The organism is Pseudomonas stagnisoli (genome assembly GCF_048595745.1).
In the GTDB taxonomy this organism is placed as follows: domain Bacteria; phylum Pseudomonadota; class Gammaproteobacteria; order Pseudomonadales; family Pseudomonadaceae; genus Aquipseudomonas; species Aquipseudomonas alcaligenes_A.
The window spans coordinates 3,308,914-3,335,117 of record NZ_CP184361.1 but is presented as its reverse complement, the minus strand read 5'-3'; the positions used below and the strand labels follow the sequence as shown (position 1 = coordinate 3,335,117).

At 65.7% G+C, this 26,204-nt stretch carries 23 protein-coding genes; 10 read left to right on the top strand and 13 right to left on the bottom strand.

Translation table 11 applies throughout. From position 1 onward, the window contains the following. Positions 1-85 precede the first annotated feature (85 nt). Positions 86-2,572 (bottom strand): glycerol-3-phosphate 1-O-acyltransferase PlsB, encoded by a 2,487-nt coding sequence (gene plsB, locus ACOAPY_RS16135; RefSeq protein WP_465153985.1) that lies wholly within the window; start codon positions 2,570-2,572, stop codon positions 86-88. Positions 2,573-2,834: 262 nt separating this feature from the next. Here plsB and ACOAPY_RS16130 point away from each other — a divergent pair, with 262 nt between their 5' ends. The 5 genes from ACOAPY_RS16130 to ACOAPY_RS16110 all read left to right on the top strand — a co-directional run bounded on the left by ACOAPY_RS16130 (position 2,835) and on the right by ACOAPY_RS16110 (position 7,833). Continuing rightward, positions 2,835-3,755: an ABC transporter ATP-binding protein gene (locus ACOAPY_RS16130; RefSeq protein ID WP_465153984.1), complete on the top strand. Its 921-nt coding sequence runs from the start codon at positions 2,835-2,837 to the stop codon at positions 3,753-3,755. Continuing rightward, a complete protein-coding gene (locus ACOAPY_RS16125; RefSeq protein WP_377740683.1) occupies positions 3,752-4,483 on the top strand; it encodes an ABC transporter permease subunit in 732 nt (243 codons plus the stop codon). The genes ACOAPY_RS16130 and ACOAPY_RS16125 overlap by 4 nt, the downstream gene beginning before the upstream one ends. 2 nt (positions 4,484-4,485) lie before the next feature. After that, complete coding sequence (locus ACOAPY_RS16120; protein ID WP_465153983.1) at positions 4,486-6,318, top strand: GldG family protein; 1,833 nt, start codon at positions 4,486-4,488, stop codon at positions 6,316-6,318. Positions 6,319-6,433: 115 nt separating this feature from the next. Next, positions 6,434-7,408, top strand: coding sequence for a DUF4340 domain-containing protein (locus ACOAPY_RS16115; protein ID WP_465153982.1), 975 nt, complete (start codon positions 6,434-6,436; stop codon positions 7,406-7,408). A gap of 215 nt (positions 7,409-7,623) precedes the next feature. After that, positions 7,624-7,833 (top strand): cold-shock protein, encoded by a 210-nt coding sequence (locus ACOAPY_RS16110; protein ID WP_043306963.1) that lies wholly within the window; start codon positions 7,624-7,626, stop codon positions 7,831-7,833. A 168-nt stretch (positions 7,834-8,001) separates the two neighbouring features. Here ACOAPY_RS16110 and ACOAPY_RS16105 read toward each other — a convergent pair whose 3' ends face one another. The 4 genes from ACOAPY_RS16105 to ACOAPY_RS16090 all read right to left on the bottom strand — a co-directional run bounded on the left by ACOAPY_RS16105 (position 8,002) and on the right by ACOAPY_RS16090 (position 13,030). Then, a complete protein-coding gene (locus ACOAPY_RS16105; protein WP_465153981.1) occupies positions 8,002-8,373 on the bottom strand; it encodes a hypothetical protein in 372 nt (123 codons plus the stop codon). A gap of 3 nt (positions 8,374-8,376) precedes the next feature. Next, positions 8,377-9,189, bottom strand: coding sequence for a putative RNA methyltransferase (locus ACOAPY_RS16100; protein ID WP_465153980.1), 813 nt, complete (start codon positions 9,187-9,189; stop codon positions 8,377-8,379). Then, a complete protein-coding gene (gene dapE / locus ACOAPY_RS16095) occupies positions 9,186-10,325 on the bottom strand; it encodes a succinyl-diaminopimelate desuccinylase (RefSeq protein WP_465153979.1) in 1,140 nt (379 codons plus the stop codon). The genes ACOAPY_RS16100 and dapE overlap by 4 nt, the downstream gene beginning before the upstream one ends. A gap of 116 nt (positions 10,326-10,441) precedes the next feature. After that, a complete protein-coding gene (locus ACOAPY_RS16090; protein ID WP_465153978.1) occupies positions 10,442-13,030 on the bottom strand; it encodes a glycosyltransferase in 2,589 nt (862 codons plus the stop codon). 381 nt (positions 13,031-13,411) lie between these two features. Here ACOAPY_RS16090 and tcdA point away from each other — a divergent pair, with 381 nt between their 5' ends. Genes tcdA through ACOAPY_RS16075 form a run of 3 tightly spaced genes read left to right on the top strand, consistent with a single transcriptional unit; the run spans position 13,412 to position 15,568 of the window. After that, a complete protein-coding gene (gene tcdA, locus ACOAPY_RS16085) occupies positions 13,412-14,224 on the top strand; it encodes a tRNA cyclic N6-threonylcarbamoyladenosine(37) synthase TcdA (protein WP_076579629.1) in 813 nt (270 codons plus the stop codon). A 36-nt stretch (positions 14,225-14,260) separates the two neighbouring features. Further along, positions 14,261-14,722 carry a YehS family protein gene (locus ACOAPY_RS16080; RefSeq protein WP_465153977.1) on the top strand — a complete coding sequence of 154 codons (462 nt, stop codon included), beginning with the start codon at positions 14,261-14,263 and terminating at the stop codon, positions 14,720-14,722. A 48-nt stretch (positions 14,723-14,770) separates the two neighbouring features. Continuing rightward, positions 14,771-15,568 carry a substrate-binding periplasmic protein gene (locus tag ACOAPY_RS16075; RefSeq protein WP_465153976.1) on the top strand — a complete coding sequence of 266 codons (798 nt, stop codon included), beginning with the start codon at positions 14,771-14,773 and terminating at the stop codon, positions 15,566-15,568. Here ACOAPY_RS16075 and ACOAPY_RS16070 read toward each other — a convergent pair. Beyond that, positions 15,529-16,290: a hypothetical protein gene (locus ACOAPY_RS16070; RefSeq protein WP_237044534.1), complete on the bottom strand. Its 762-nt coding sequence runs from the start codon at positions 16,288-16,290 to the stop codon at positions 15,529-15,531. The two genes, ACOAPY_RS16075 and ACOAPY_RS16070, sit on opposite strands and share 40 nt — an antisense overlap. Before the next feature lie 118 nt (positions 16,291-16,408). Here ACOAPY_RS16070 and ACOAPY_RS16065 point away from each other — a divergent pair, with 118 nt between their 5' ends. After that, positions 16,409-17,140: a helix-turn-helix domain-containing protein gene (locus ACOAPY_RS16065; protein WP_237044535.1), complete on the top strand. Its 732-nt coding sequence runs from the start codon at positions 16,409-16,411 to the stop codon at positions 17,138-17,140. On the opposite strand, the gene ACOAPY_RS16060 is transcribed toward ACOAPY_RS16065, so the two are convergent. The 4 genes from ACOAPY_RS16060 to ACOAPY_RS16045 form a co-directional block, all read right to left on the bottom strand. After that, positions 17,141-17,548 (bottom strand): SufE family protein, encoded by a 408-nt coding sequence (locus tag ACOAPY_RS16060; protein WP_465153975.1) that lies wholly within the window; start codon positions 17,546-17,548, stop codon positions 17,141-17,143. Then, on the bottom strand, positions 17,545-18,750 hold the full coding sequence (locus ACOAPY_RS16055) for an aminotransferase class V-fold PLP-dependent enzyme (RefSeq protein ID WP_465153974.1): 1,206 nt from the start codon (positions 18,748-18,750) through the stop codon (positions 17,545-17,547). The genes ACOAPY_RS16060 and ACOAPY_RS16055 overlap by 4 nt, the downstream gene beginning before the upstream one ends. A gap of 146 nt (positions 18,751-18,896) precedes the next feature. Beyond that, complete coding sequence (gene dapD, locus ACOAPY_RS16050; RefSeq protein ID WP_465153973.1) at positions 18,897-19,931, bottom strand: 2,3,4,5-tetrahydropyridine-2,6-dicarboxylate N-succinyltransferase; 1,035 nt, start codon at positions 19,929-19,931, stop codon at positions 18,897-18,899. A 35-nt stretch (positions 19,932-19,966) separates the two neighbouring features. After that, a complete protein-coding gene (locus ACOAPY_RS16045) occupies positions 19,967-20,314 on the bottom strand; it encodes an ArsC family reductase (RefSeq protein ID WP_465153972.1) in 348 nt (115 codons plus the stop codon). A gap of 211 nt (positions 20,315-20,525) precedes the next feature. Here ACOAPY_RS16045 and ACOAPY_RS16040 point away from each other — a divergent pair, with 211 nt between their 5' ends. Then, positions 20,526-21,191, top strand: coding sequence for a polysaccharide lyase family 7 protein (locus ACOAPY_RS16040; protein ID WP_465153971.1), 666 nt, complete (start codon positions 20,526-20,528; stop codon positions 21,189-21,191). On the opposite strand, the gene dapC is transcribed toward ACOAPY_RS16040, so the two are convergent. Genes dapC through map form a run of 3 tightly spaced genes read right to left on the bottom strand, consistent with a single transcriptional unit; the run spans position 21,192 to position 25,970 of the window. Next, positions 21,192-22,385, bottom strand: a complete 1,194-nt coding sequence (gene dapC, locus ACOAPY_RS16035; protein ID WP_465153970.1) for a succinyldiaminopimelate transaminase — start codon at positions 22,383-22,385, stop codon at positions 21,192-21,194. It lies immediately after the preceding gene. A 49-nt stretch (positions 22,386-22,434) separates the two neighbouring features. After that, positions 22,435-25,137, bottom strand: coding sequence for a [protein-PII] uridylyltransferase (locus ACOAPY_RS16030; protein ID WP_465153969.1), 2,703 nt, complete (start codon positions 25,135-25,137; stop codon positions 22,435-22,437). A gap of 32 nt (positions 25,138-25,169) precedes the next feature. Continuing rightward, entirely contained in the window at positions 25,170-25,970 is an 801-nt protein-coding gene (gene map, locus ACOAPY_RS16025; RefSeq protein ID WP_021701218.1) for a type I methionyl aminopeptidase, read from the bottom strand. Between the last annotated feature and the right edge of the window lie 234 nt (positions 25,971-26,204).

The window sequence follows — 26,204 nt, the reverse complement described above, 5'->3', positions numbered from 1 at the left end:
TGGGTGAAGCCGGCTGGCTGCTGTTTCGCGTTGTCCCGCACTAACTCTATAGCATGGGATGGCGGCTGGCGCGGGGCCTTGCCCGTTAGGCCGGCGTCTGTGGTTCTTCTCCTCGCTCCAGCGCCACCTGGCGGATCGACATGCGGATTTCCGCCGGCAGCACGCGCTTGGCCACGCCCTCCACCAGTTCGGTGAGCTGCGGGTGGTGGCTGAGCTTGCCTTCGCCGTTCTGGCGCAGCACGCCCTGGTCGAGCAGGGTCTGGATGAAGTGGCGGAACAGGCTTTTGTCGAAGAACTCCGGGGCGTTGAGGCCATGCAGGATCGACAGGCGCTGGGCCATGACCACGCAGAGGTTCTCCAGCTCCTCGGCGGACAGGGCGTACTGCCCGGCGTTGAGCAGCAGGGCGGTGGCCATGTAGAAGCGCTGCAGGGTCTGCACGATGGCGCGGGCCAGCAGGGTGAGCAGGACGAACTGCCGCGAGCTGGGCGCCGGGCGGATGAACATGTCGTCCTCGCGGCGCAGCAGGCCCTGTTCGACGAAGGCCTCCAGCCACTGGTCAACCACGCCTTCCAGTTCCTCCTGGGTGAAGCGGATGAACAGCTCCGACTGCAGGTAGGGGTAGAGCGCGCTGCAGTAGCGCAGGATCTGCTCGCGGCTCATGCGCGAGCTGCTGAGGAAGAAGCTGGCCAGCAGGGCGGGCAGGGCGAACACGTGCAGCACGTTGTTGCGGTAGTAGGTCATCAGGACGGCGTTCTGCTCGTCCAGATAGAGGATCTTGCCCAGTGCATCCTTCTGTTCGGCCAGCAGGTCCATGCTCTGCACATAGCGGATCAGGTCCTGGCCGTCGCCTTCCGGCAGGGTGGCATGGGGCGAGTAGGGCACCTTGCGCAGCAGCGCCAGGTACAGGTCGAGCACGCGCGCCAAGGCCTTTTCGTCCAGCGCCAGCTTGCTGGTGGAGAGCAGGGCCAGGCCGACCAGGTTGACCGGATTGATCGCCGCCGCCTCGTTGAGGTGCTGCGCCACCTTGGCGCCAAGGCGGTTGGTGGTGGCGTTCAGCCAGGCCGGACGGAACTGCTCGCCGTGGTCCTGGGTGCGCCAGCCCGGCTGCTCGGCGTCGAGGAACTCGGCCAGCTTGATCGGCTCGCCGAAGTTGACGTGCACGCTGCCGAAACGCTGCTTACGGATGGCACCGATGACCTTGAAGATGTCGAAGATCGACTCCTTCTTCTTCGCCGCGCCGCGCAGCTCGCCCAGGTAGGTACGGCCCTCCAGCACCCTTTCGTAGCCGATATAGACCGGCACGAAGGCGATCGGCAGGCGATTGGAGCGCAGGAAGCTGCGCAGGGTGATGGCCAGCATGCCGGTCTTCGGTTGCAGGGTGCGGCCGGTGCGCGAGCGCCCGCCCTCGACGAAGTACTCGACCGGGAAGCCCTTGCTGAACAGGGTGTGCAGGTACTCGTTGAATACCGCGGTGTACAGCGGGTTGCCCTTGAAGGTGCGGCGCATGAAGAAGGCGCCACCGCGGCGCAGGATGCCGCCGACCACCGGCATGTTGAGGTTGATGCCGGCGGCGATGTGCGGCGGCGTGAGGCCGTTGCGGAACAGCAGGTAGGACAGCAGCAGGTAGTCGATATGGCTGCGGTGGCAGGGCACGTAGATGATCTCGTGGCCGTGGGCGATGTCGCGCACCGCCTCCAGGTGGTTGACCTGGATGCCCTCGTACAGCTTGTTCCAGAACCAGCTGAGCACCGTCTCGAGGAAGCGGATGGCGGTGTAGGTGTAGTCCGAGGCGATCTCGTTGCCGTAATGCAGGGCCTTGGCCTCGGCCTTCTCGACGCTGATCTTGTCGCGCTCGACTTCCTCGGCGATGGCCTGGCGCACCAGCGGGCCGTGGATCAGGCCCTTGACCAGGTTACGGCGGTGCGACACGTCGGGGCCGATCACCGCGGTCTTCAGGTTGCGGAAGTGCACACGGAGGATGCGCTGGACCATGCGCAGGGTGCGCTCGCGGCCCTTGTTCTGGTCGAGCAGCTCGCGCAGGTGGATCGGCGCGGAGAACTGCACGCGGGTCTTGCGCCCGAGGATCAGGATGCTGACCAGCTTGCGCAGGCGTCCGGTGACGGCCCAGGTGTCGGCGAACAGCAGCTTCCAGGGGCTGGTCTCGCGGTCCGGCGACTGCCCCCAGAACACGCTGACCGGGACGATCTGTGCGTCGTCCAGGGCGTTGCCGTCGAGGCTGGCGAGAATGCGCTGCAGGGTGGGCGGCGCGCCGCGCTTGTCGTGGCCGCCGAACCAGCTGGGCGAGCGGGTCAGGTAGAAGAACGCCGCCGGCTCCATCTGCTCGCCGATCGCCACCGGCAGTACCGGGCGCGGCAGACCGGCCTTGCTGCATTCCCGGTCCACCACCGCCAGGTCCGCCGCCGAGGGTTGCTGCAGCACGTAGAACACCGGCTTGCTGCGATCCAGGCGCAGGTTGAAGGACGACTGGTTGATGGTTTCCGAGCGTACCCAGAGGAACAGCAGGCGACGCAGGGCACCAAAGGCGAGGCGGCGGAGCGGGGAGCGGGTCATAGATTGCGGCTGTGAAAAAACGAGCATGCGCTCGGGGCAGCTAGTGTGCCGCATTCGCCCCGCTGCGGCAAAAGCGCCGCCGGTACAAGTGTTCACCCGATGCCGCGTCGTTACTGGCCTGCGGGACGACAGCGATGGCGCTGCAACTTTTCCTAAAAGCCGCTGTCTTGCCATGCCGCAGGTCGACTTTTATAGTCCGCCAGCGTTTGCAGGGCCCCCGTGGTCAGCATGGCCCGGGGTTTCTCCCGTCGGGATGAGAGCCATGATCGAAATAAAAAATCTAACCAAGCGTTTTGCCCACCATACGGCCGTCGATGGCCTCAGTTTTCAGGTCCAGCAGGGGGAAGTGCTGGGCTTCCTCGGCCCCAACGGGGCCGGTAAATCCACCACCATGAAGATGCTCACCGGGTTCCTGGCGCCGACCTCCGGTACCGCCAGCATTCTCGGCTTCGATATCCAGAGCGACACCCTCAAGGCCCAGCAGCAGATCGGCTACCTGCCGGAAGGCGCGCCCTGCTATGGCGACATGACGGTGCGCGGCTTCCTCGAGTTCATCGCGGAAGTGCGTGGCTATCGCGGTGCCGAGAAAAAGCAGCGGGTGCAGCGTGCGGTCGAGCAGGTCGAGCTGGACAAGGTGCTGGAGCAGAGCATCGAGACCCTGTCCAAGGGCTTCAAGCGCCGTGTCGGCCTGGCCCAGGCGATCCTGCATGATCCGCGCGTGCTGATCCTCGACGAGCCCACCGACGGCCTCGACCCGAACCAGAAGCACCAGGTGCGCAAGCTGATCCAGAGCCTGGCCAAGGACAAGATCGTGATCATTTCCACCCACATCCTCGAAGAAGTGTCGGCGGTGTGCACCCGCGCCGTGGTGATTGCCGCCGGCAAGCTGGTGGCCGATGGCACCCCAATGGAGCTGGAGAGCCGCTCGCGCTACCACCAGGCCGTGACCCTGGTCGCCGAGGGCGAGCTGGACCGCGCGGCGCTGGCCGCCCTGCCGGGCGTGGCCGGCGTGGAAGACAACGCCGAGGGCAGCCTGACCCTGCTGGCCGCGCCTGGCCAGGTGATCTTCCCGCAGGTCAACGAGCTGATTCGCCAGCGTGGCTGGCAGGTGAAGGAGCTGGACGTGGAGCGTGGCCGGCTCGATGAAGTGTTCCGCAGCCTGACCCGGGGAGAAGCGGCATGAAACAGTTGCCCGTGATCTTCAAGCGCGAGCTGGCCAGCTATTTCGCTACCCCTCTTGCGTACGTGTTTATCCTGATCTTCCTGGTGCTGTCCGGGGTCTTCACTTTTTACCTGGGCGGCTTCTACGAAAGCGGCCAGGCGGACCTGGCACCGTTCTTCAACTTCCACCCCTGGCTGTACCTGTTCCTGGTGCCGGCGATTGCCATGCGCCTGTGGGCCGAGGAGCGCAAGTCAGGCTCCATCGAGCTGCTGATGACCCTGCCGATCACCCGTGCCGACGCGGTGCTGGGCAAGTTCCTCGCCGCCTGGGTGTTCGCCGGCATCGCCCTGTTGCTGACTTTCCCGATGATCATCACGGTCAACTACCTGGGGGAGCCGGACAACGGCGCGATCTTCACCGGCTACTTCGGCAGCTGGCTGCTGGCGGGCTCTTACCTGGCCATTGGCTCGTGCATGTCGGCCCTGGCGAAGAACCAGGTGATCGCCTTCATCCTCGCCGTCAGCGCCTGCTTCCTGTTCATCGTCAGCGGCTTCCCGATGGTGCTCGATGCGCTGTCCTGGGCTCCGCAATGGCTGCTCGACGCGGTCGCCTCGCTGAGCTTCCTGACCCGCTTCGACGCGATCAGCAAGGGCGTGATCGACCTGCGCGACCTGCTCTATTTCATATCCCTGATGGCCGCCTGGCTTGCCGCCACCGCCATCGTGGTCGATCTGAAGAAGGCTGACTGACCATGAAGAAACTGATGTATTCCGGCGCCGGCCTGCTGCTGATCGCCGTGGCCTTCCTGGCCTTCAACATGCTCTCGGCCCTGGGCCTGGGCAATGCCCGCCTGGACCTGACCGAGCAGAAGCTCTATACCATCTCCGAAGGCACCGAGCGCATCCTTGGCGAGCTCGACGAGCCGATCAACCTGTACTTCTTCTACTCCGACAAGGCCGCCCGCGACCTGCCGGTGCTGCGCAACTACGCGGTGCGCGTGGAAGAGATGCTCAAGGCCTACGAGCGTGCGGCGAATGGCAAGATCAAGCTGCACATCGTCGACCCCGAGCCTTTCTCCGAGGACGAGGACAAGGCCGCCGGCTTCGGCCTGCAGGCCGTACCGGCGAACCAGAGCGGCGAGCAGATCTACTTCGGCCTGGCGGGCACCAACGCGGTGGACGACAAGCAGATCATCCCGTTCTTCCCGCTGGACCAGGAGGAGTTCCTCGAATACCAGCTGAGCCAGCTGGTGCAGGGCCTGGCCAAGCCAGAGCGGCCGGTGATCGGCTTGCTCTCCGGGCTGCAGCTCAATGGCGGCTTCGACATGATGGCGCGCCAGCCCACCGCACCCTGGATGGTGATGGAGGAAGTCCGTCAGCTGTTCAAGATCGACAGCCTCAAGGCCGGCATCGACAAGATCCCGGATGAGGTCTCGGTACTGCTGCTGGTGCACCCGAAGAGCCTGCCGGAGGCGACCCTGTACGCCATCGATCAGTTCGTCCTGCGAGGCGGCAAGCTGCTGGTGTTCGTCGACCCGCTGGCCGAGGCGGACAATGCCGTACCGATGATGCCGGGTGACGATGCCGGCAAGTCGTCCGACCTGGAGCCGCTGTTCAAGGCCTGGGGCCTGCGCATGGTGCCGGATAAGGTGCTCGGTGATGGCTCCTACGCGCTGTCGGTGAGCATGGGCCAGGGCCAGCCGCCGGCCCGTCATGCTGCCTGGCTGGCGCTGCCGCAGCGTGCGATGAGCCAGGAGGACGTGGCTACGGCCGGTCTGGAGACCATCAACATTGCCACCAGCGGTATCCTGGAGCCGATCGAGGGCGCCAAGACCCAGTTCGTGCCGCTGCTGCAGAGTTCCGAGTACGCCATGCCGTTCGAGGCGGCGCGTTTCAGCATGCTGGCCAATCCCGGCGAGCTGATGCGTGACCTGGAGCCGACCGGCGAGCGCTACGCCATCGCCGCGCGCATCAGCGGTCCCGCGCAGTCCGCCTACCCCAACGGTATCGAGGGGCAGAAGGATGGCCTGAAATCCGCCGAGAACATCAACGTGATCGCCGTGGCCGACACCGACCTGCTGACCGACCGCATGTGGGTGCAGGTGCAGGACTTCTTCGGTCAGCGCGTGCCGCAGCCGTTCGCCGACAACGCCGGTTTCGCCATCAATGCGCTGGACAACCTGGCTGGCAGCGATGCGCTGATCAGCGTGCGCTCGCGGGGGCGTTTCAGCCGTCCGTTCGAGGTGGTCGAGGCGCTGCAGCGTGAGGCCGAGGCGCAGTTCCGGGTCAAGGAAGAGGACCTGCAGAAGCGCCTGGCCGAGACCGACCAGAAGCTCGCCTCGCTGCAGCAGCAGGACCCGAGCAAGGCCCTGGAGCTGACCCCCGAGCAGCAGGCGGCGGTGCAGCAGTTCCTCGATGAGAAGCTGCGTATCCGCAAGGAACTGCGCGAGGTGCGTTTCCAGCTCAATGCCGACATCGAGGCGCTGGGTCGCACCCTCAAGCTGGCCAATATCCTTGCCGTGCCGCTGCTGCTGACCCTCGGCGTACTGGCTCTGTGGCTGTGGCGCCGGCGCAAGGCCGCGTGATGGCGTCCCACCCCTCTCCCATTGATGGGAGAGGGGTGGGAGGAGAGGGCGCGGCCCTTTCCCCTTCGCTTTCCCTTCCCCTATTCACCGACTCCTTGATTGAGGAGAACAGCCTATGAATCGCAAAACCCTATTCGTTCTGGCGGTGCTGGCGCTGGCCCTGGTGGCCGGCTGGTACTTCACCAGCCAGGTGGGCCTGCCGCGCGTGCCGGCCCAGGCCGAACCTTGGCTGCCGGGCGTGCAGGTGGCGCAGGTCAAGGCCATTGAAGTGCAGCGTGGTGACCAGCCGCTGGTGCGCCTGGAGCGGCGCGAGCAAGGCTGGGTGGTGCCAGCCAAGGCCGATTACCCGGCCGACCAGGGTGTGGTGAACAGGCTGCTCAAGGCCCTGGCCGAGGCGCGCAAGGTCGAACCGCGCACGGCCAACCCCGAGCTATATGGCCGCCTCGGCCTGGCCGACAAGGGCGAGGCCGAAGAGCGTGCCGTGCGCCTCACGCTGGAGCAGGGCGAGGCCCCCCTGCGGCTGCTGATTGGCAAGCCCGGTCAGCAGGAGGGCCAGCTGGTGCGGCGCGCCGACGAGGCGCAGAGCTGGCTGGTCAGCCAGCGCATCGAACTGCCTGCCAGCGAGCTGGAGTGGCTGGATCGGCGTGTCACGGCCATTCCCTTCGCCGAGGTGCGCGAGCTGGATCTGCGTCATGCGGGTGGCGAGCGCCTGACGCTGGCGCGCGACAAGGCCGAGGAGGCGAACCTGCAGGTGCGCGATCTGCCCAAGGGCAAGCGGCTGGCCTTCGACGGAGCGGCCAATGGCTTCGGGCAGTTCTTCGCCGACCTGCGTTTCGCCGATGCCGCACCGCTGGCCCAGCTCGGTTTCGACGGCAAGCCGGCGCTGGAATTCAGCCTCACCACCTTTGCTGGCAAGACCCTGAAAGGCCGTTTCTACGGCAAGGCCGATCAGCACTGGCTGTTGCTGGAGCAGGGCAGCGGTCTGTCCGCCAGCGAGGTGCCGGGGCGTAGTGACTGGGCCTATCGAGTCGAGCCTTACCAGTACCAGAGCCTGGCCAGGAAGTTGACCGATCTGCTTGCCAAGGACTGAGTAAAAAGCCCTGCAGGCCCTGTATTCCGGGGCTTGCAGGCGGCCGAAAAAATCCCTTGGCAAGACGAACGCTTGTTTTATACTCGCCTGGCGGTCGCATCAGGACGCCATTCGGAACACCGCTCCATGCTCGTTATGGCCGGGGTCGGAGAGAAGAAGAAGAACGTTTGCGCCGATCCGCCCAACAATAAAATCGAGAATCGAGGGAAGTGGTAATGGCTGATCGTGAGGTCGGAACCGTCAAGTGGTTCAATGATTCCAAGGGGTATGGCTTCATTCAACGCGAAAGCGGCCCGGACGTGTTCGTCCACTACCGCGCCATCCGTGGCGAGGGGCATCGCACGCTGGTCGAAGGCCAGCAGGTGGAGTTCTCCGTTATCCAGGGCCAGAAGGGCCTGCAGGCGGAAGACGTGTCCAAGGTCTGAAGCCAGACCCGTCGCACAACAAAAGGCCCGTCGATGACGGGCCTTTTGCGTTTCAGACTTTCCACTCCCTCTCCCTTTGGGAGAGGGCTGGGGTGAGGGTGCTATAAGCGGCTCGAAGTCCCCTGGAAGACCCTCACCCCTGTCCCGCTCCCGAGTGGAGAGGGGAGATCAATCGGTGCGCCAGATGATTTCCTGCTCGCCCTCGGCGTCGATCTTGATCCAGCGATCCGCTTCTTCCTCTGCTTCTGCCTCGCTCCAGCCTCCGGGGGCGCAGCGTACCTGCACGCCGAGCGCGGCAAAGGCGGCGCGGGCACAGGCCAGGTCATCACTCCAGGGCGTGGCGTCGCTTTCCAGATAGAGGCTGTGCCACTTTCCCACGGCCTTCGGCAGCCAGGTTACCGGCACCTCGCCGGCGCGGCATTTGAAGGTCTGGCCCTGCTGGCGCCACTCGCTGCACGGACCGATGGCCTCGCTCAGCCAGGCGGCAATAGCCTGCTGATCGGCGTCCTTCAGGTAGATCTCGATATCGGGTTGGCGCATGGCTCAGTCCTTGTTCTTTTCGATCCAATCGTAGCGGATGGCGACCGTCAACTCGAAGGGTTCGGCGATCACTGCGGCGCGGCGCTCGGCGCTGGCGCGCCAGCCGTGCGGGGTCATCGCCAGCAGGTCGGCGCGGGTTTGGGCGTCGGTCAGCCGCAGCGGGAAACTCAGGGTCTCGCTGTGGGCCAGGTGCATGCCCGGCGGGATCAGCTCCAGGTGCTTATGGTCGTCGTAGTCGCGTACTTCGTCATACAGCTTCTGCCGCAGTTCCATCAGGTGCGCGCGGGTCGGGCCCATGCGCAGCAGGCCGCCGCCGGGCCTGAGCAGGCGCAGCGCTTCCTGCCAGTCGAGTGGGCTGAACACGCTTGCCAGCAGGTCGCAGCTGGCATCGCTCAACGGCACGCGGGCCATGCTCGCCACCAGCCAGCTGAGCTGCGGCGCGCGCTTGCAAGCGCGTTTCACCGCCTCGCGGGAGATGTCCAGGGCGTAACCGTCGGCCTCGGGCAGCTGCTCGGCGAGCTGCGCGGTGTAGTAGCCCTCGCCGCAGCCGATATCCAGCCAGCTGCGCGGGCCGCGCTCGGCGGCCAGTTCGGCCAGGCGCTTGGCCAGTGGTGCGTAGTGGCCGCCGTCGAGGAAGCGCCGGCGCGCCTCGACCATGGCCTGGTTGTCACCCGGGTCGCGGCTGTTCTTGTGCTGCACCGGCAGCAGGTTGTAGTAGCCCTGGCGGGCACGGTCGAAGCTGTGCCGGTTGCTGCAGGCCAGGCCGCTGCCCGTCGGGCTCAGCGGTTCCCGGCAGATGGGGCAGGTCAGGCTCATGCCAGCAGTTTCACCAGGGTCTGGTAGTAAACCTCGGTGAGCAGATCGAGGTCGCTGGCCAGTACCCGCTCGTTGATCTGGTGGATGGTGGCGTTGACCGGGCCCAGTTCGACCACTTGCGTGCCCAGGGTGGCGATGAAGCGACCGTCCGACGTACCACCCGAGGTGGACGGCGTGGTTTCGCGGCCGGTGACCGCCTGGATGCTGGCGGCCACGGCATCGAGCAGTTCGCCCGGCTGGGTGAGGAAGGGCAGGCCGGACAGGGCCCAGTCCAGGCTGTAGTCCAGACCATGCTTGTCGAGGATGGCGCTGACGCGCTGCTGCAGGCCCTCGACCGTCGATTCGGTGGAGAAGCGGAAGTTGAACACCGCCTTCAGTTCGCCGGGGATGACGTTGGTGGCACCGGTACCGGCGTTGAGGTTGGACACCTGGAAGCTGGTCGGCGGGAAGTAGGCGTTGCCGTCGTCCCAGTGCTCGGCTGCCAGTTCGGCCAGGGCCGGCGCGGCCAGGTGGATGGGGTTGCGCGCCAGGTGCGGGTAGGCCACGTGGCCCTGCTTACCGCGTACGGTGAGGGTACAGCCGAGCGAGCCGCGGCGGCCGTTCTTCACCACGTCGCCGAGCAGGCTGGTGCTGGAGGGTTCACCGACGATGCACCAGTCCAGGCGCTCACCGCGTTCGCGCAGACGCTCGACCACGGCCTTGGTGCCATGGTGGGCCGGGCCTTCCTCGTCGCTGGTGATGAGGAAGGCGATGGCGCCCTTGTGGTCCGGGTGATCGGCGACGAAGCGCTCGACGGCGATGACCATCGACGCCAGGCTGCCCTTCATATCCGCTGCGCCGCGGCCGCAGAGCATACCTTCATCGTCCACGCGCACATCGAAAGGCTGGTACTGCCAGGCATCCAGCGGACCGGTCGGCACCACGTCGGTATGGCCGGCGAAGCACAGTACCGGGCCCTCGCCACCGCGCCGGGCCCAGAAGTTCTCCACCTCCTCGATGCGCATGCGCTCCACCTCGAAACCGACGGCGGCCAGGCGGCGCATCATCAGTTCCTGGCAACCTTCGTCGACCGGGGTCACGGAAGGGCGGCGGATCAGGTCGAAGGCGAGCTCCAGGGTGGGGGTGAGGGCGGTCATTGCGGCTCCGGAACAGCGAAGATCAGAAAGGCCGCCATCTTAATGCAAAACGGCGGCCTCAAGGCCGCCGTTTCGATGGGGTGACACGCGTCGTCAAAAATGACATCCACTCACGGCTACGCCGCCTGCGCGACCTCTTTCTCCACCGGCTTGGGCAGTGACGACAGCAGGGCCATCAGCAGGGCCGCCAGGTAGGGCAGCGATTGCACCAGCAGCGTGGCCACCCAGAATTTCACGTCGGCGTTGCCGATGTCCTGGGCGAAGCTGATGCCGATCGCCGCACCCCACAGCAGGAGCATGACGAACACCTCCTCGCGTGCTTCGGCCAGGGCCACCAGGATGCCATGGTTGCTGGCCATCTTCGGCGTACGGAAGAACGGGATGGTCTTGGTGAAGGTGCCGTACAACACCGCCTTGGCGATGGTGTGCGAGAGCGCCAGGCCGGCGATGGCGGCTTGGAAGGAGCGCGCCAGATCGACGCCCACCGCCTTGCGGTAGAGGTACATGATCTTGCCGAACTTGAAGAAGAACAGCGCCAGCGGCGGAATCGCGAAGATCATCAGCGGTGGGTCGACGCGGTTCGGCACGATGATCATTGCCGCCGACCAGAGCAGGGCGCCGACGGTGAAGAAGATATTCAGGCCATCGGCGATCCACGGCAGCCAGCCGGCAATGAAGTGGTAGCGCTGGCCTCGGGTCAGCTGCGAGCCTTCGCCGCGGAATAGCGCGCGGGCATGTCCCTTCATGATCTGGATGGCGCCATAGGCCCAGCGGAAACGCTGCTTCTTGTAGTCGATGAAGGTGTCCGGCATCAGTCCCTTGCCGAAGCTCTCGTGGGCGTAGGCGGCCGAGTAGCCTTTCTCGAACACGCGCAGGCCCAGCTCGGCGTCTTCACAGATGGTCCAGTCGGCCCACTTCAGTTCGTCCATCACGCTGCGGCGGATCATGGTCATGGTGCCATGCTGGATGATGGCGTCGCGGTCGTTGCGGGTGACCATGCCGATGTGGAAGAAGCCCTTGTATTCGGCGTAGCAGAGCTTCTTGAAGGCGCTTTCATCACCGTCGCGGTAGTCCTGCGGCGACTGCACCACGGCAATCTTCGGGTCGGAGAAGTGCGGCACCATGTGCTTGAGCCAGTTGCGGCTCACGCAGTAGTCGGAGTCAATGACTGCCACCACTTCGGCGTCTGGGGCGGTATGCGGCAGGATGTAGTTCAGCGCACCGCCCTTGAAGCCCTCGAGCGGGGCCACATGGAAGAAGCGGAAGCGCGGGCCGAGTTGCTCGCAGTAGGCCTGCACCGGCTCCCAGACCTTCGGGTCCTTGGTGTTGTTGTCGATGATGATGACTTCGTAATCCGGATAGTCCAGGGCCGCCAGGGCGTCCAGGGTCTGCTTCACCATCTCCGGCGGTTCGTTGTAGCAGGGCACGTGGATCGACACCTTGGGTCGGTAGGCGGTGTCGGTCAGCACCGGCAGGAAGGGCCGGCGGCGGGTGCGGGTCCAGGCTGTTTCCGCCAGTTCATGCGCCTCGGTGAGCAGGACGATGAACACGCCCAGTGCGCCGATGCCGAGCAGGCCACCGACGGTCAGGCTGAACCAGGTGCTGTACTGCTGGCTGTAGTCATAGGCGATCCACACCAGGGCAGAGCCGCCGACGAAGGCGACGAAGGTCAGGAAGGTACGGCCGCGCTGGCGCAGGGCCGAGCCGTCGATCAGCATCAGTGCCAGGGCCAGCAGGCCCATGACCACCGACGCTACCGCCAGCAGGCGCCACTGCGGGATGGCGACGACCGGTCCCTCGAAGGCGAACTTGGGCTGGCGGTCGAGGTTGTAAACGCCCCAGTAGGCGCCGACCGAGCCTTCCTCGCTGGCTTTCCAGGGCTGATCGAAGGCCTCGATGACGAAGTAGTTGTAGCCCTTGGCGTTCAGAGTGTTGACCAGGGTGCGCAGGTAGATGGCCTGCTCGGCCTGGTCCGCCTCGGCGCCGCCACGGGTGCGGCCGTTGCTCGGCCAACCCACTTCGGAGAGCAGCAGCGGCTTTTTCGGGAACAGCTTTCTCAGGTCCTTGGCGCGTTCCAGGACGAACTCGCCGGAGTCCTGCATCGGCACGAATTCCCAGTAGGGCAGCACGTGAGCGGCGATCAGGTCGACGTGCTGGGCCAGCTCGGGGTTTTCCTGCCAGATGTGCCATTGCTCGGAGGTACTGACCGGAACCTTGACTGCCGAGCGCACCCGGTCGATGTAGCCGATCAGCTCCTCGACCTCGACTTCCTCGCGGAACAGCGATTCGTTGCCCACGGTGACCCGCACCACGCTGCGCGATTCGTTGGCCAGTTCGATGGCCTTGGCGATTTCGCGCTCGTTGCGCTCCAGGTCATTGCTGATCCATACGCCGAGGGTCACGCGCAGGCCGAACTCCTCGGCCAGGCGCGGAATGTCGGCCAGCTTGCCGTCCACCGAGTAGGTGCGGATGTTGTCGGTCTGCCGGCTCAGCAGCTCCAGGTCGGCACGCATCTGCTCGTCGCTGGGGTAGACCCCGGTCATCGGGCTCTGCCCGGCACGGAACGGCGAGAAGGAGAAGCCGGAGATCTGCTCCGGCCAGTCCGGGGCACTGACCGGACGGTTATAGAGTGCCCAGAGGCCGGTGAACAGGGCGGCGACCGCCACGATGACCACCAGGTTGATTCCGAGTTTGCGCGTTGGCATGGCTGCTTAGAGGTTCCGCAATCAGGAACAGGGTCACGTCGAGAGGCCAGGGCATCTGGCAGCTCCTCGTACGAACCGGGAAATGGGCCGGCGAACGCCGGTCGGCGCGCATGCTACTCCGCGGCCGCAAGACTGTATAGCACCGCCGGGCCCGCCAAGGGGTTGGTCTGCCGGCACGCTGGCGGAGTTCCCTGGCGGGCGGGGGTGAATCGCTTCCGTCTGCCGGCAGAGGTGTGCTGTCCAGGCCGGGCGCGCCTGCATCAAGGGCCTTGCGGAAATGCCCCGGCTGGCGCACCGCGCCTGCATCAGACCAACGGATGCATCTTCGCGCGACAGCCCGAGCCCGCACCGTATAATGCCGGCCGGTTTGTGAGGTGTGCGATGGCGACAGAAGATCCGCGTTTCGGCGGTATTGCCCGGTTGTACGGGCGTGAAGGGCTGGAGCGTCTGGCGGCGGCGCATGTGGCGGTGGTTGGCATCGGTGGCGTCGGCTCCTGGGCTGCCGAGGCCCTGGCGCGCTCCGGCGTGGGCGAGATCTCGCTGTTCGACCTGGACGACGTGTGCATCACCAACACCAACCGCCAGGTGCATGCCATTGATGGCGCCGTGGGTAAGGCCAAGGTTGACGAGATGGCCGCGCGCATCCGTGCCATCAACCCGGCGTGCAAGGTTCACCCGGTGGCTGATTTCGTCACCCGCGAGACCATGGCCGAGTACATCACCGAACAGCTCGACGCGGTGATCGACTGCATCGACAGCGTGGCGGCCAAGGCGGCGCTGATCGCCTGGTGCAAGCGGCGCAAGATCCAGATCGTCACCACCGGAGGCGCCGGTGGTCAGGTCGATCCGACGCAGATCCAGATTGCCGACCTCAACAAGACCTTCAACGACCCGCTGGCGGCCAAGGTGCGCAGTACCCTGCGCCGCGACTACAACTTCTCCCGCACGCCGGGGCGCAGCTACAGCGTGCCCTGCGTGTTCTCCACCGAGCAGCTGCGCTACCCCAAACCCGATGGCAGCGTCTGTCAGGCCAAGGGCTTCGTCGGCGAGGGCGTCAAGCTCGACTGCGCCGGCGGTTTCGGTGCGGTGATGATGGTCACCGCCAGCTTTGGCATGGCCGCCGCCGCACGCACCATCGACAAGCTGGTGGCCGGTGCGCGGCGTCCGGCGGAACGTACCGGCAAGGCCGGTTAAGCATGTATGCGCCTGCGGGCGCCCAGAGAGTTTTCCATGAACAACAACGATGTATTGCGCAGTCTGCGCTACCTGCTTGACATCAGCGATGCCCAGCTGGCCGGGATCTGCCAGCTGGCCGAATACAGCCTGGCGCCCGAGGCGGTCGCGGCCCTGTTGAAGAAGGATGACGAGGAGGGCTTCCAGCCCTGTAGCGATGAAGTGCTGGCGCACTTCCTGGCCGGCCTGGTGCTGTACAAGCGTGGGCGCGACGAAAGCCGTCCGCCGCTGCCGGTGGAAAAGCGCCTGACCAACAACATCATCCTGAAGAAGCTGCGGGTGGCTTTCGAGCTGCGTGACGACGACCTGCACGAGATCCTCCGTGCCGCCGACCTGCCAATGACCAAGGCGGAGCTCAGTGCGCTGTTCCGCAGCCCCGAGCACAAGAACTACCGCGCCTGCGGTGACCAGCTTCTGCGCAACTTCCTGCGGGGCCTGACCCTGCGTCAGCGTGGTTGAACGACCCGGCTAAGCCTGGGGGCGGACGGCCCCAGATGTGAGGTACGCATGTCTTTTTCGCTTCACCGCTCGCCACTGCGTCGGCTGATGCTGCTCGCTCTGATGCTGAGTAGTCTGACGGCGAATGCCGAGCCAGTGGTGCGTATCGGCACCGGCGACTGGGTGCCCTATGTCGATCAGCACCGCGCCGATGGGGGCGCTCTGGCCCGCCTGGTTCGTGCGGTATTCGCTGATGCCGGCTACCAGGTCGAGTTCTTCTTCTACCCCTGGGACCGCAATGTGTTGATGCTGCAGCAAGGTACGCTGGATGCCATCATGCCTTATAGCTGCAGCCCGATGCGCCGGCAGTATGGGGTGTGCAGCGAGCCGCTGGTGCGTGGCGAGGTCGTGCTGTTTCATCGCAAGGCGCTGCCGTTCGACTGGCGACGCGTTGAGGATCTCAAGCCTTATCGCATAGCCACGACGCTGGGTTATTCCTATGGACTGCAGTTCGACCAGGCGCTGCAAGCGGGGCGGCTGCAGGTCGAGCAGAACAGCAAGGACGACACGGCCTTCCGTCTGCTGGCGCTAGGGCGCGTCGATCTCCACCCGCAAGACCGCGCGGTCGGTTACGCCATGCTTCGGCGCCTGTTTTCCGAGCACGAGCGCAGGGGCATCACGCACCACCCGCGTTACCTCAATACCGAGCCGTTGCGTCTGTTGTTGCGCAAGGATGATCCGCAGGCTCAGGCGCTGTTGCAGCGTTTCAACGAGGCGCTGGCGCGCTTCGCCAGGCGTGGCGAGCTGGCGCGCCTGCAGCGTGCCCTTTACGCCGGCGATGCCGATGATTGGCGACCACGGCCCTGAATACTCAGCGGCAGCAGCAGTGGCAGGACCGCGAGACTAGATAGCAGGTGCTTGAGGCTGTGCCCGGAAATCATCTGGTTGCTCAGCCTGAAAAGCTCGTCATCAGTCAGTTCACACAGCTTGGCCAGACCGTACCAGGCTACACACAGTCCCAGCCTGAGGGCCGGGGCATCGGCTTGCGGTCGGGTGCAGGCGAGCAGCAGCAGGACCAACACGCCGCCGGTCTGCAATAACGCCCAGGGCAGCAGATTGCCGCCGTACCACCAGGCCGTCAGGCTCGCGGCTCCGCCAAGCCCCACCCAGGCCAGCATCCCACGTGCCACCGACAGCCCCAGGCGATCGGCGCTGGCCAGGCCGAGAATGCCGGCGAACAGCACCAGCATGCCGAGGCGGTCGAGGAGCAAGCCGGTATTGCCCGGTGCGAGGTGATACAGCCCTGAACCGGCGAAAGTCAGCAACAATCCCGTACACAGCACAACCACCAGGCCTCTCCAGGCCTCGGCCACTCTGGGCAGGCGGGCGAGTCCGAACAGGCCCAGGAGGAGGAAGGGTAGGTTGCTTAGCACGTCCATGGCATGCGGCAGGCCGAACAGCGCGCGCTGGTCGGCAAAGTCGTGGTAGGACTGCGGCTGCAGCAGGGGCGGGCCGAATGCGGCGAGCACCGCCAGCGTGATGCCGAGCGCGGTCAGTGGGGCCCGGAGTGCCGATGTTGTGGTGGGCATAAGGCTGTTCCTTCAGGTCGACGCGATGGGCGCAGTCTGGTTAGCTCTCCCAGAAAAGTCTCTTGTGGTTATGCTGGGTAGCGTATAAGTACCTGTCAGGTTCATTCAGGCGATACTTATGGGCGCAACCATCGAACTGATCCAGCTCATCAAGCGCGAGCTCAAGGCGCGTCAGATCACCTATGCCGACCTGGCTCATGCACTGGGGATGTCCGAGTCCAACGTCAAGCGCATGCTGGCCAAGGGCGACATGCCGCTGTCGCGGGTGGATGCCATCTGCCGTGTCCTGCAGTTGGACTTTGCCGACCTGGCGCGCCAGGTGGCGGATGCCCAGCCACAGCTCAGTGCCCTGAGCCTCGAGCAGGAGCGGGCCGTGGTTGGCGATGAGAAACTGCTGCTGGTGGCCATCTGCGTGCTTAGCCAGTGGACCTTCGAGCAGATGATCGCGACCTATCGGCTGAGCGAGGCAGAGGTGGTGGGAGCCCTGATCCGCCTGGATCGGCTGGGCGTGATCGAGCTGAAGCCCCTTAACCGCTATCGCCTGAAACTGGCCAAGACCTTCCGTTGGCAGCCGGACGGGCCGGTGATGCGCTATTTCCGCAAGCAGGCACTCCAGGATTACTACGCTGGTGATTTTGCCGGTGCCGACGAGGGGCTTTTGCTGGTACATGGGCGCATCAGCCGGGCGCTGGCGCCTGCCTTCGTCGAGCGCCTGCAGCGGGTGGCGCAGGAGTTCGCCCAGCAGCACCTGGCCGACCAGAAGCTATCCGAGACCGAGCGCGAGGGCTACACCCTGGTGCTGGCCATGCGGCGCTGGGAGTTTGGTGTTTTCGAGGCCTGGCGGCGCTGATCAGCGGGTTGCCAGCTCGGCCATGCGCCGGAGCACGGCATTCAGGCCGTTGGCGCGCGAGGGTGAGAGCTGGCGGGCCAGGCCGAGCTGGTCGAACCAGGCCGGCAGGTCCAGTTCGGCCAATTCATCCGCGTTCAGGCCGTCGATACGTGCCAGCAGCACGGCCAGCAGGCCGCGGATCAGCCGAGCCTCGCTGGCGGCGCGAAAGTGCCAGGCGCTGCCACGGCGTTCGGCCACCAGCCACACCAGGCTGTCGCAGCCGTCGACCCGGTTGGCTTCGCTGCGCTCGGTTTCAGTCAGTGGCTGCAGACGCTCGCCCCATTGCATCAGCAGGCGCGCGCGCTGTTCCCAGCCGGGGCAGGCGGCGAAGGCATCGAGTGCTTCGCGGGCGGCAGCTGGCAGGGTCACTGCAGCAGCTCCAGGGCCTTGTCCAGGGCGATGAACAGGCGCTCGAGGTCCTCGCCATCGTTGTACAGGCCCAACGACACGCGAATCGCCCCAGGCAGGCCGAGGCTTTTCAGCAGTGGCATGGCGCAGTGATGGCCGCTGCGCACGGCGATGCCCTGCTCGGTGAGCAGGTGCGCCAGGTCGGCGCTGTGTACCCCGTCCACGGTGAAGCTGGCCAGGGCCAGCTGCGGCGCGCCGACCAGGCGTATACCTGCGCGTGCGCCCAGGCCGGCGAGCAGTTCGGCATGCAGCGCGGCTTCGTGCGTCGCCACGGCGGCCTGATCGAGGTCGGCGAGGTAGTCCAAGGTCGCGCCCAGGGCGATGACTGCGGCGATCGCGGGAGTCCCGGCCTCGAAACCCAGCGGTGCCGGGCGGAAGGTCGAGCGCTGATAGTCGGCCTGCAGCACCATCTCGCCGCCGAACTGCCAGTGGCGCAGCTGCGCCAGGGCCTCGCGGCGACCATAGAGCAGGCCGACGCCGTCCGGGCCATAGAGCTTGTGCCCGGAGCAGACATAGAAGTCGCAGCCCAGCGCCTGCACATCCTGGCGACCGTGCACGGCGCCCTGGGCGCCATCCACCACGCTGAGAGCGCCCCGGGCGCGGGCCAGGTCGACCAGCCTGGCGACCGGCTGTTGCCGGCCCAGCACGTTGGATAGCTGCGAGATCGCCAGCAAGCGGGTACGCGGGCCGATCAGGCTGGTGGCCTGCTCCAGGTCGATGTCGCCGCGTTCATCCAGCGGCAGGACGACCAGCCTGAGCCCCTGGCGCAGGGCCAGCTGCTGCCAGGGCAGCAGGTTGGCGTGGTGCTCCAGGGCGCTGATGGCGATCTCGTCACCGGGCTGGAACAGCGGCTCGAGGCCGTAGGCCAGCAGGTTCAGCGACTCCGTGGTGCCGCGGGTGAAGACGATTTCCTCGCTGCTGGCGGCGTTCAGCCAGCGCGCAGCCTTGTCGCGTGTCGCTTCGAAGGCGCGGGTGGCGCGCTCCCCAGGCAGATGCTGGGCGCGGTGCACATTGGCCGCGCCGCCAGCGTAGTAGCCGAACAGGCTGTCCAGCATGGCCTGCGGCTTCTGCGCGGTGGCGGCGCTGTCCAGGTAGGTCTGGCCCTCGGCGGCGAGGGCCAGGATGCCGGGGAAGTCGGTGCGCCAGGGAGAGGTGATGGGCATGGTCTGCGGCATTGCTGGGAAATGTGCTGAGTATAAATAGACAGGCCGGGCATGGGCCCGGCCTGTCTACGGTCAGGATGAGGGCGAAGCCTCATCCGCCAGGGTGGGAAATCGCTGCGCGAGTTTTTCACCCTACGGCAGCCCCGTCAGTTATGGGCGTGCAGCGCCTCGTTGAGTTCGATGGCGGTCTTGTTGGTCTTGCACTCCACTGCGCCGGTTTGCGAGTTGCGGCGGAACAGCAGGTCCGGCTGGCCGGCCAGGTCGCGGGCCTTGAGCACCTTGACCAGGTTGTTGGCTTCGTCGAGCAGCGCCACCTTGGTGCCGGCGGTGATGTACAGGCCGGATTCCACGGTGTTGCGGTCGCCCAGCGGGATGCCGATGCCGGCGTTGGCGCCGATCAGGCAGCCTTCGCCAACGGAGATCACGATGTTGCCGCCGCCGGACAGGGTGCCCATGGTCGAGCAGCCGCCGCCCAGGTCCGAGCCCTTGCCGACGAACACACCGGCTGAGACGCGGCCTTCGATCATGCCCGGACCGGCGGTGCCGGCGTTGAAGTTGACGAAGCCTTCGTGCATCACGGTGGTGCCTTCACCGATGTAGGCACCCAGGCGCACGCGGGCGCTGTCGGCGATGCGCACGCCGGCCGGCACCACGTAGTCGGTCATCTTGGGGAACTTGTCCACCGAGAAGACTTCCAGCAGCTCCCCCTTGAGGCGGGCTTCCAGCTGGCGCTCGGCCAGTTCGCCGAGGTCGACGGCGCCCTGGCTGGTCCAGGCCACGTTGGGCAGCAGCGGGAAGATACCGGCCAGGTTCAGGCCGTGCGGCTTGGCCAGGCGGTGCGACAGCAGGTGCAGCTTGAGGTAGGCCTCGGGAGTGGAGGTCAGCGCGGCATCTTCGGCCAGCAGGGTGACCACCAGCGGCTTGGTGCTCTCGGCCAGGCGGGTCAGCAGGGCGGCCTGGGTGGCGTCGATGCTCTTGAGCGCATTGGCCAGCTCGCCGGCTTGGTTGGTGCTGATGGCGATGGCCCGGTTGCCGCCGCTGTAGCCCAGCTTGGCGGTGACCACGCCGACCAGTTCGGCGGCCGGGTTGAGCAGCGGCTGGGCGTAGAAGACTTCCAGCCAGTCGCCCTGGCGATTCTGGGTGCCGACGCCGAAGGCCAGGCTGAACAGGGTAGCGGTCATGATGGATTCCTTTTCACGAATTCAGAAAGTGGAGGTCAGGCCAGTGCGGCGGCGTAAAGGTCCGGCTTGAAACCGACCAGCGTACGCTCGCCCAGGTCCAGTACCGGGCGCTTGATCATCGAGGGCTGGGCCAGCATCAGTTCGATGGCCTTGTCCTGATCCAGATCGGCCTTCTGCGCTTCGTCGAGCTTGCGGAAGGTGGTGCCGGCACGGTTCAGCACGGTTTCCCAGCCATGCTCGGCGCACCATTTGCTCAGGCTGGCGCGGTCGATGGTGGAAGTCTTGTAGTCATGGAACACATAGGCGACGCCTTGCTCGTCGAGCCAGGTGCGGGCCTTTTTCATGGTGTCGCAGGCCTTGATGCCGTAGAGGGTGTAAGGCATTGAATTTCCTCGTGCCCTGTTGAGCCGTAGAAAGTGCGGGCGGCGATTATGCCATGCCTGATGCGGCTTGGACTGGCACCGCGCTGTTAATGGACGTTGCGGCGGAAGTGTGGCGCCTGACGAATGACACTTCGTTATGCGATGCAATCGAAAAATCTATCGATGGCCTCTCCCTATCCTGCGTGGCGTGCGACGTAGAGAGGTGCACACCATGATCGACCTTGGCCACTGGGATCTGTCGATCCCTGAAGGGGACCCCGTAGTCGTGATCACCAGCCCGCGGCTGGTGGCAGGATACAGCGACCAGTATTTCAAGCCGGATGGCAGCTCCATCCGCTTCTGGGCGCCGGTCAGCGGCACCAGTACCAACCTCAGCGATTATCCGCGCACCGAGCTGCGCGAGGCCTATGCCGACGGCACGCCGCGCAACTGGAAGTACACCGAGGGTACGGCCACCCTGAGTGCGCGGATGGAGGTGAATCAGCTGCCGTCGGTAGGCGCGGTGATCATCGGGCAGATCCACGCCAAGGATAATCCCTACCCCTTCCTCAAGCTCAGCTACCGCATGGACCGCGGCGTCGGCTACCTCGACGTGACGCTGCGCCGCAAGCCCAGCGATGCCAGCAGCCCGGTGGTGTTGACCTACAAGAGCATGCCGCTGGACACGGCGTTCGACTACAGCTTCAAGGTTTCGCCCAATGGGCGACTGGATGTTGAGGTCGCCGGCCTGCAGTACAGCACTACCATAAACACGGCCTGGGCTAAGAAGGCTTTCTATTTCAAGGCCGGCAACTACATCCCGGACAACCAGGGGCCGGCCACCGAGGGCGGGCGGGTGACCGTCCACGCCCTGCGGGTCGGTCACCAGGCCAAGTAATCAGCCCTGCAGGAAGTGGCGGATGCGCTGCGCCGCCTCGATGCACTCGGCCAGCGGCGCGACCAGGGCCATGCGGATACGCCCGGCGCCAGGGTTCTCGCCGTTCACTTCGCGTGACAGGTAGGAGCCTGGCACCACGGTGACATGCTCGCGGGCGAACAGCTCGCGGGTGAACACCGTGTCGTCGCCCGGGGTCCTGGCCCACAGGTAGAAGCTGCCGTCCGGGCGCTGCACGTCCAGCACCGGTTGCAGGATCTCCAGCACCGCGTCGTACTTGGCGCGGTACTGGTCGCGATTGGCGCGCACGTGGGCCTCGTCCTGCCAGGCGGCGATGCTGGCCAGCTGGGTCTGTACCGGCATGGCGCAGCCGTGATAGGTGCGATAGAGCAGGAAGGCTTTGAGAATCTCGGCATCGCCGGCGACGAAACCCGAGCGCAGGCCCGGCAGGTTGGAGCGCTTGGACAGGCTGTGGAACACCACGCAGCGCTTGAAGTCGCTGCGGCCGAGCTCGGCGCAGGCGCTGAGCAGGCCGGGTGGCGGATTCTCTTCGTCGAAATACAGTTCGCTGTAGCACTCGTCGGCGGCGATCACGAAGTCGTGCTCGTCGGCCAGGGCGATCAGCTTCTTCAGCTGCTCCATCGGTACCAGGGCGCCGGTGGGGTTGCCTGGCGAACACAGGAAGAGGATCTGGCAGCGCTGCCAGATGTCGGTCGGAACGGCGTCGAAGTCCGGATTGAAGCCGTTGTCTTCCAGGCACGGCAGGTAGTGCGGCTCGGCGCCGGCCAGCAGCGCCGCGCCTTCGTAGATCTGATAGAACGGATTGGGGCTGACCACCAGTCCGCCAACGTCACGCTGCACCACTGTCTGGGTAAAGGCGAACAGCGCCTCACGGGTGCCGTTGACCGGCAGCACGTGGCGGGCGGCATCCAGCCAGCCGCTCGGCACGCCGAAGCGACGCTCGCACCAGGTGGCGATGGCTTCGCGCAGCGCCGGAATGCCCAGGGTGGTGGGGTACACGGCCAGTTGGTCGAGGTTGTTCGCCAGCGCCTGGGCGACGAAGTCCGGCGACTTGTGCTTGGGCTCGCCGATGGACAGCGCGATCGGTCGCTTGTCGGCGGGCGGCTGGGCGCCGGCGAGCAGGGCGCGCAGTTTCTCGAAGGGGTAGGGCTGCAGCTGGGTCAGGGCGTGGTTCATGGTGTCTCTTCGGGCGCTTGCGGGGCGGGCGCGTGGCGCCCGGCCGGGTTCAGATGCTGATGGAGCCGAGGCTGACGTTCTCGCCATTGGCCTGCGACAGCTGCTGGACGATGGCGTCCTGCAGGCGTGCGCACAGCTCGGGGTCGGCCAGCGGCTGGTTGTGGGCGTCGGTGATGAAGAACACGTCCTCCACCCGCTCGCCGAGGGTGGCGATCTTGGCGTTCTGCAGCGACAGGTCGAAGTCGAGGAAGATCTTGCCGATCCGCGCCAGCAGGCCGGGGCGGTCGGGGGCGGTGATCTCCAGGACGGTGACCGGGCGCTGCGCGTCGTTGTGGATGCTCACCAGTGGGGCGAAGGCGAAGTGCTTGAGCTGGCGCGGCACGCGGCGCTGGATGATCGCCGGGTACTCGTCCGGGTTGCGCAGGGCCTCGACCAGGCCGTCGCGGATCTGCTTGATGCGCGCCGGGTTGTCGCCAATACGGCCGCCGTCGGCATCCAGCACGATGTAGGTGTCGAGGGTGAACTGGCTGGTGGAGGTGATCACCCGGGCGTCATGGATGTTCAGGTTGAGCTGGTCCATGGCGGCCACGGTCACGGCGAAGAAGTCGTGCTGGTCCGGGGCGTAGATGAAGATCTGGGTGGCGCCCTCGAACTCGCGCTGGGCGGTCTCCTTGATCAAGACCAGCGGGTCCTTGCCGGCCGGGTGCTGGAGGATGGCTTCGGTGTGCCAGGCCACGTCGGCGGCGGTGTGGCGCAGGAAGTAGTCGTCGCCGAGCTGGCTCCATAGTTGCTCGGCGTCGTCCTGGTCGATACCGCCACGCACCAGGATGTCGATCGCCGCGCTCTGCGTCTGGCGGATCTGCTCCTCGCGGTCCAGCGGGTTCTCAAGGCCGCGGCGCAGGGCGCGTTTGGTCTCGGTATACAGCTGGCGCAGCAGGCTGGCGCGCCAGGAGTTCCACAGGCTGGGGTTGGTGGCGTTGATGTCGGCCACGGTCAGTACGTAGAGGTAGTCGAGGCGGGTCTGGTCGCCGACCTGCTGGGCGAAGTCGAAGATCACCTGCGGGTCGGAGAGGTCCTTGCGCTGGGCGGTGGTCGACATCACCAGGTGGTTCTGCACCAGCCAGGTGATCAGGCGGCTGTCCCAGGCGGGCAGCTGGTGGCGGGCGCAGAAGGCCTCGGCATCGACCGCGCCGAGCTCCGAGTGGTCGCCGCCACGGCCCTTGCCGATATCGTGATAGAGCCCTGCGATGTAGATCAGTTCGGGTTTGGGCAGCTTGTCGATGACCTTGCTGGCCAGCGGGAATTTCTCCGCCAGCTCTGGCCATTTCAGCTTGCGCAGGTGCTTGATCAGGTTGAGCGTGTGCGCGTCCACCGTATAGATGTGGAACAGGTCGTGCTGCATCTGCCCGACGATATGGCCGAACTCCGGCAGGTAGCGGCCGAGGATGCCGTAGCGGTTCATCCGGCGCAGGTTGCGGTGGATGCCCTGCGGTGACTTGAACAGCTCGATGAACAGGCTGGTATTGCGGATGTCGCGGCGGAAGTCGTCGTCGATCAGGTGACGGCTGTCGCGCAGCAGGCGAATGGTGTCGGCGCGCACGCCCTTGATCTCGGGGTGCTGGGCCATCAGCACGAACACCTCGAGGATGGCGAAGGGCGTGCGCTTGAATACGCCCTGGCTGGTGACCTCGATATAGCCGTCGCGGACCTGGAAGCGGCTGTTCAGCGGCTGTGCCGCGCCGCGCTCGCCCTCGCGCAGGAGGACGTCCTCGAAGTGCTGGTTGATCAGCTCGGACAGCTCGGCAACGCCCATCACCACCCGGTAGTACTTCTGCATGAAGCGTTCGACGGCCAGCTTTCCTTCACCGTCCTCGAAGCCGAGCAGGGCGGCGATCTTGCGCTGATGGTCGAACAGCAGGCGGTCTTCGGCGCGCCCGGCCAGCATGTGCAGGGCGTAGCGCACCTTCCACAGGAACTCCTGGCTGGCAGCCAGCATGCCGTACTCGCTGTCGACCAGGAAACCCTGTTGCACCAGGGAGTGCAGGTTGAGGCTGCCGAACTGGCGACGCGCCACCCAGAGGATGGTCTGGATATCACGCAGGCCGCCGGGCGAACCCTTGACGTTGGGCTCCAGGTTGTACTCGGTGTCGTTGTACTTGGCGTGGCGCGCCTTGGCTTCCTTGCGCTTGGCCAGGAAGAACTCCTTGCTCGGCCACATGCGGTCGCTGGCGGTGACTTCCTGCATACGCTGGCGCAGGTGTTCGGGGCCGGCGATAGTGCGGCTTTCCATCAGGTTGGTGACCACCGTCAGGTCGGCGCGTGCCTCTTCGGCGCACTCGGCGACCGAGCGCACGCTCTGTCCGACTTCCAGTCCGATGTCCCAGAGCAGGGTGAGGAAGCCCTCGATCGGCGTGCGGAAGACCTCGTGGTCGGCGCTGTCGAGCAGGATCAGCAGGTCGATGTCGGAATTCGGGTGCAGTTCGCCACGGCCGTAGCCGCCGACGGCCAGCAGCGCGATGTCGGCGTCCTCGCTCCAGTCGAAGCGTTTCCAGGCTTCCTGGAGAATCTGGTCGACGAACCAGGCGCGGTCCTCGACCAGGCGACGGATATCGCGGCCCTCGCGAAAGCGCCCATCGAGCACCTCGCGCGCCTGCTTGATGGCCTTCTTGAAGGCGGCGATGGGACTGGACTTGAGCGCCAGTTCCGCCTGGAACTGGCCGCGGTCAAACAACTCCGGGTCCATCTGCGGCATGCGTGCCTACCTTCTCTATATATGTATTGAACTCAGGCCGAGGTGCGCGGCAGGGTGTCGTCGCTGCGCAGGGTGAGGATCTCGTAGCCGTCGGCGGTAACCAGCACGGTGTGTTCCCACTGGGCCGAGAGCTTGCGGTCCTTGGTGATGGCGGTCCAGCCGTCGCCGAGCAGGCGGGTTTCCGGGCGGCCCTGGTTGATCATCGGCTCGATGGTGAAGGTCATGCCTTCCTTGAGCTCAACGCCGGTGCCGGCGCGGCCGTAGTGCAGGACCTGCGGCTCCTCGTGGAACACCGCGCCGATGCCGTGGCCGCAGTACTCGCGTACCACCGAGAAGCCGTTCTTCTCGGCGTGCTTCTGGATCACCTCGCCGATATCGCCCAGGCGTGCGCCCGGCTTGACCAGCTGGATGCCCTTGTACATGCATTCCTGGGTGACCTGGGCCAGGCGCTGCGCCCACTCCGGCACCTTGCCGACCATGAACATCTTGCTGGTGTCGCCGTGGTAGCCGTCCTTGATCACGGTGACGTCGATGTTCAGCACGTCACCGTCTTTCAGTGGCTTGTCGTTGGGGATGCCATGGCAGACCACATGGTTGATCGAGGTGCAGATCGACTTGGGGAAGCCAGGGCGGCCCGGTGCGGCACCGTAGTTGAGCGGGGCGGGGATGGCCTTCTGCACGTTGACGATATAGTCGTGGCAGATGCGGTCGATTTCCTCGGTGGTAACGCCGGGCTTGACGTGCTCGCCGATCATCTCCAGCACTTCGGCGGCCAGGCGGCCGGCTACGCGCATCTTTTCGATTTCGTCGGGCGTCTTGATGGTGACGGTCATGCGGTCTCTCTCGGCGCCGGTGGCGCTAGGCATATCTGGGAAGGTGGCGATTCTAACAAAGAAAGCTGGCGGGCGGCGGCGCAGGACCAAAGTGCCTTTCGGCTAGCTTGCTGCGCCTTTGTGTGGTATAAAACGCGCCGCTTTACGGGCTGAGGGCTCGTGAAGCATTAACCCGCACACGTATCGACACGATTTCCTGGGTGCCCGCAAGGGTTGGAAATTGGGATGCGTGGA